Here is a 4883-nt window from a genome sequence, read left to right on the forward strand (position 1 = left end):
CCACGACCTGCCGGTCCGGATCGTGGCCACCCACTCCGGTCTCTCCGCCGCCCACTACGGCCCGACCCACCACGCGAGCACCGACCTGGCCGCGATGCGGACCCTGCCGAACATGACCGTGCTCGCACCCGCGGACGCCGTCGAAACCACACACCTGGTCACCGCGGCAGCCCACCTCCCCGGCCCGGTCTACCTCCGGCTGGGCCGCGACCCGGTCCTCCCCGTGAGCGACCAGGAACCGGTCCTCGGCAGGGCCATGGAACTGCGCGCGGGCGACGACGTCACGCTCGTCGCCGCCGGCGCCCTCCCCGTGCGCTTCGCCCTGGACGCGGCCGCCGAGCTGGCCGGGCTGGGGATCAGCGCGCGGGTGCTGAACATGCACACGATCAAGCCACTGGACGTGCCCGCGCTGGTCGCCGCGGCCGAACAGACTGCCGGCGTGGTCACCGTCGAGGACCACTCGGTGTTCGGCGGCCTGGGTGGCGCGGTCGCGGAGGCACTGGCGGAGCACCGCCCCACGCGGGTGCGGCGCGTCGGCACGGCGGACGTCTTCTGCCACCGCCCCGGAACGCACGCCGAACAGCTAGCGGCGGCGGGGGTGTCACCGGCACACGTCGTGTCGGCGGCACTCACCACAGTGGACGAAAGGAAACCCTTGTCATGACCGCGACTCTGAGCACCTGCCCCGACTGCACCGAGGTCGTCCCCGCGGGCGACGTGCGGGTCGCGTCGATCATCGTGTGCCCCGGCTGCCAGGCCGAGCTCGAGGTGATCGGCGTGGACCCGGTCGAGTACGCACTGGCGCCGGACATCGAGGAAGACTTCGGGGAATGAGCCTCGCCGTCGCGACCACGCGCACCCGTCTCGAGGAGCGGCTGATCTTCGCCGCCCTCGAGCGGCGCGGCGTCCCCCACGTCCAGGTGGACGACCGGACCCTGATCCACCACCTGGGCGCCGGGGAGACCCCGCGCTACCACGGAGTCCTCAACCGGATCATGTCGCACACCCGCAGTGTCTACGCGGCGCGGCTCCTCGAGGCCGCGGGTCACCGGGTGGTCAACCCCAGCCACGTGGTGGAGACCTGCGGCGACAAGATCCTGACCTCGCTCGCGCTGACGCGGGCCGGTCTGCCGACACCGAGAACGGTCGTCGCCGTCACCCCGGACGCCGCCATCGAGGCCATCGAACAGGTCGGCTACCCGGCCGTGATCAAGCCGCCGGTGGGTTCCTGGGGTCGCCTGCTGTCCAAGGTGAACGACCGGGACGCGGCGGAGACCCTCATCGAGCACAAGCAGTCGCTGCGCTCCCCCATCCACAACGTCTACTACATCCAGGAGTACGTCGACAAGCCGGACCGCGACATCCGCGTGATCGTCATCGGCGGCGAGCCGGTCGCGGCCGTCTACCGGCGCTCGGAGCACTGGATCACCAACACCGCCCGCGGCGCCACGACCGAACCGTGCCCCCTGACCGAGGACGTGGCCTCGCTGGCGGTGGCGGCGGCGGCCGCGGTCGGCGGCGGCATGCTCGCGGTGGACCTGCTGGAACGGTCGACCGGCGAGCTGCTCGTCACGGAGGTCAACCACACCATGGAGTTCCACGGGCTGGCGGCCGTCACGGACGTGGACGTGGCCGACCTGATCGTCTCCCACACGCTGTCCACCGTGGAAGGTGCGGCATGAGGGCCACCGTCGTCGGCGGCAGCGGGTACATCGGCGGCGAGCTGGTCCGCCTGCTGCTGGGCCACCCCCACGTCGAGCTCGCGTACGTCACCTCGGAACGCCACGCCGGGCGGCCGCTGCGCACCGCGCACCCGAACCTCCGCGGCCGCACCAGCCTGGCATTCGTGCCGCCCCACGAGGTCGGTGAGACCGACGTCGTGTTCCTCGCCGTCCCGCACGGCGCGGCCGCGAAGGAGATCGACCACTGGGCGGCACTCGCTCCCCGGATCGTCGACCTCAGCGCCGACTTCCGCCTGCGCGACGACCGGCTCCGCGACCGCTACTACCCCGGTGGCGCCCCGGATCCGGCCTGGCTGGCCCGGTTCCGCACCGGCATCCCCGAGCTGAACCGCGGCGACCTGCGCGGCGCCACGCACATCGCGGTCGCCGGCTGCATGGCCAACGCGGCGATCCTGGCACTGCATCCGCTGAGCCGCGCCGGGTTGCTGAGTCGCACCGTCCTGGTCGACGCCCGCACCGGTTCCTCCGGCGGCGGCCGCACACCGGACGAGGGCAGCCACCACCCCGAGCGCAGCGGCGTGCTGCGGATGGCGAAACCGCACGGGCACCGGCACATCGCGGAGATCGAGCAGGCGTGCGGCGTGGACGTGCACATGTCGGTGACGGCCGTCGAGGCGGTCCGTGGGGTGCAGGTCGTCTGCCACGTCACGCTGCCCCGGCCGATGAGCGACCGCGAGGTGTGGGCGGTCTACCGCGAGGCGTACCGGGACGAGCCGTTCGTCCGCCTGGTCCGCGAACGGTCGGCGCTCCACCGGCTGCCGGAGCCCAAGCTCCTCGCCGGCACCAACTTCTGCGACATCGGCCTGACCGTCACGCCGGGCACCGAGCACCTGATCGTCGTGTCGGCCATCGACAACCTCGTCAAGGGAGGTGCGGGAAATGCCGTCCAGTGCCTCAACATCGCGGCCGGCTGGGACGAGACCAGCGGCCTCGAGTTCACGGGCCTGCACCCGCTCTGATCGCCACGTCATCAAGCTCGGCGGCGCACTGGCCGGGGACATCACCCGCGCCTGCGACGACATCCGCACGCTGGTGTCGCGGGGCGCCGAGGTCGTCGTGGTCCATGGCGGCGGGGCGGCGGCCGACCAGGTGGCCGAGGAGCTGGGTCGCCCCACGCGTTACCTGACGGCCCGGGACGGCCGCCGCAGCCGCTACACCGACGCCGCCGCACTGGACGCGTTGCTGCTCGGCATCCTCGGCCGCGTCAAGCCGGCGGTCGTGCGGGCGCTGGTCGACCGCGGTGTCCCCGCCGTCGGACTGTCCGGTCTGGACGGTGCCATGGTGACGGCGGCCCGCAACCGCCCGGCCCGGGCGACCGTCGACGGCGTGGACATGATCGTCCGCGACGACCTGTCCGGACGCGTGTCCAAAGTGGACACCACCTTGCCGCATGCGTTGCTGGGAGCCGGCTTCGTGCCGGTGGTCTCCCCGCCGGCACTCGGTCCCGACGGCCCGTTGAACGTCGACGCGGACCGGTTCGCCGCCGCCCTGGCGATCGCGCTCGGCGCGGACTGGCTGGTCGTGCTCTCCAACGTGCCGGGCCTGCTGCGGGACGTCGACGACCCCACCAGCGTCGTGCCGGCGGTGCCGGTCGACGACCTGGACCTGACCGTGGCGGCCGGTCGCATGAAGGTCAAGCTCCAGGCCGCCGCGGACGCCCGCCGCGCCGGCGTGGACAACGTGGTCCTGTCCGACGGCCGCGTCGACTCGCCGGTTCTCGCCGCGCTCGGGGGCGCCGGCACCCGCTTCACCGCCGTGGGGGCACACCATGTCCGAGCGAGCTGAGACCCTGCTGCGGCGGATGGTCGAGATCCCGTCGGTGTCCGGCGACGAGCAGCGGCTGGCCCACTTCCTCGTCGAGGAGCTGCGTGACTGGGGCTTCACCACCCACCTCGACGAGGTCGGCAACGCGATCGCCCGCCGCGGCGACCCGGACGCGCCGATGATCCTGCTGACCGGCCACCTGGACACCGTGCCGGGCGGCCCGCTGGTGCGCCGCGACGGCGACCTGCTGTACGGCAGGGGGACGGTGGACGCGAAGGGCCCGCTGGCCACGATGATCTGCGCGGCGGCGGACGCGGACGTGCGCGGCGTGCAGTACGTGGTGGCCGGCGTGGTCGAGGAGGAGACCTACGGCAGGGGCGCGACCCACCTCGCGGAGTGCTTCCGCCCGGCGGTCGCCGTCGTCGGCGAGCCGAACGGCTGGTCCGGGGTGGGCATCGGCTACAAGGGCCGGATCATGCTGCGCTACACCGTGTCCCGCCCGGCCGTGCACACGGCGAGCCCGGCGGAGAAGGCGAGCGAGGCGGCGGCGGCGTTCTGGCAGGACGTCGTGGGGTACTGCGCGTCGGTGTCCACCGGTGAGAAGGCGTTCGACCGACCGATCCCGACGCTGAACGAGGTGACCGGCGACATCGAGCACGCCGCACTGGTGATCTCGGTCCGGGTCCCGCCGGCCTTCGACCTGCCGGCGTTCGAGCGCCACCTGCGCTCGGCCACCCGCGACGGTGAGCTGGTCGTCGACGACCGCACCCCGGGCGTCCGCGTGGACCACCGCGGCGCGGCCGTGCGCGCGCTGTGCGCCGGCATCCGGGCCAGGGGCGCCCGTCCGACGCTGAAGCTGAAGACGGGCACGGCGGACCTGAACATCGTGGCGCCGCGCTGGCAGGTACCCATGGCGGTGTACGGCCCCGGCGACTCGGCCCTGGACCACACCGACGACGAGCACATCGCGCTCACCGAGTACGCGACCGCGATCGAGGTGCTACGCGACGCGCTGGACCTCCTCGCCGCCGGGCTGCGTGGGTAGCACGCGCACCTCGGCGGTGGGGAAGGACCGCCGCCAGCGCCCGGCGAAGGCCGTGGCCACCGCGACGAGCACCCCGGCGAACGCGCCGAGCACCACGAACGACACCCGCCCGGTCACCTCGAACAGCACGACCCCGACGACGGGCCCGAGCACGTTGCCCACATCGGACACCAGTCCGAACAACCCGAACGCGGCGCCCTGGCTGGCGACGGCCGCCTTCAGCTCGACGATCCCCCGCCGAGCGGTGAGGAACAGCACCGCGTATCCCACCATCACCACGAGGAACGCGCCGGCGACGGGCAGGACGTGCGCGCTGACGGCCATCCCGGCGA

The 4883-nt window shown here is 73.2% G+C and carries 6 protein-coding genes and 1 pseudogene; 6 read left to right on the forward strand and 1 reads right to left on the reverse strand.

The genetic code is table 11. From position 1 onward, the window contains the following. The 6 genes from ACJ73U_RS02205 to ACJ73U_RS02230 form a co-directional block, all read left to right on the forward strand. A partial coding sequence (locus ACJ73U_RS02205) for a transketolase family protein (protein ID WP_407775790.1) occupies window positions 1-664 on the forward strand: 664 nt, incomplete at its 5' end. Then, a complete protein-coding gene (locus ACJ73U_RS02210) occupies window positions 661-834 on the forward strand; it encodes a lysine biosynthesis protein LysW (RefSeq protein ID WP_407775791.1) in 174 nt (57 codons plus the stop codon). The genes ACJ73U_RS02205 and ACJ73U_RS02210, both read left to right, overlap by 4 nt. Further along, a complete protein-coding gene (gene lysX, locus ACJ73U_RS02215) occupies window positions 831-1682 on the forward strand; it encodes a lysine biosynthesis protein LysX (protein ID WP_407775792.1) in 852 nt (283 codons plus the stop codon). The genes ACJ73U_RS02210 and lysX overlap by 4 nt, the downstream gene beginning before the upstream one ends. Then, window positions 1679-2701, forward strand: coding sequence for an N-acetyl-gamma-glutamyl-phosphate reductase (gene argC / locus ACJ73U_RS02220; protein WP_407775793.1), 1023 nt, complete (start codon window positions 1679-1681; stop codon window positions 2699-2701). Before lysX ends, argC begins: the two co-directional genes overlap by 4 nt. Then, window positions 2622-3527, forward strand: a complete 906-nt coding sequence (locus ACJ73U_RS02225; RefSeq protein ID WP_407775794.1) for a [LysW]-aminoadipate kinase — start codon at window positions 2622-2624, stop codon at window positions 3525-3527. Before argC ends, ACJ73U_RS02225 begins: the two co-directional genes overlap by 80 nt. Beyond that, a complete protein-coding gene (locus ACJ73U_RS02230) occupies window positions 3511-4551 on the forward strand; it encodes a M20/M25/M40 family metallo-hydrolase (RefSeq protein WP_407775795.1) in 1041 nt (346 codons plus the stop codon). Before ACJ73U_RS02225 ends, ACJ73U_RS02230 begins: the two co-directional genes overlap by 17 nt. Here ACJ73U_RS02230 and ACJ73U_RS02235 read toward each other — a convergent pair. Next, window positions 4507-4883: pseudogene (locus tag ACJ73U_RS02235) on the reverse strand (hypothetical protein); the annotation flags it as partial. The gene ACJ73U_RS02230 and the pseudogene ACJ73U_RS02235 sit on opposite strands and share 45 nt — an antisense overlap.

This window comes from Actinophytocola sp., assembly GCF_045807065.1.
Classification (GTDB): Bacteria; Actinomycetota; Actinomycetes; order Mycobacteriales; family Pseudonocardiaceae; genus Actinophytocola.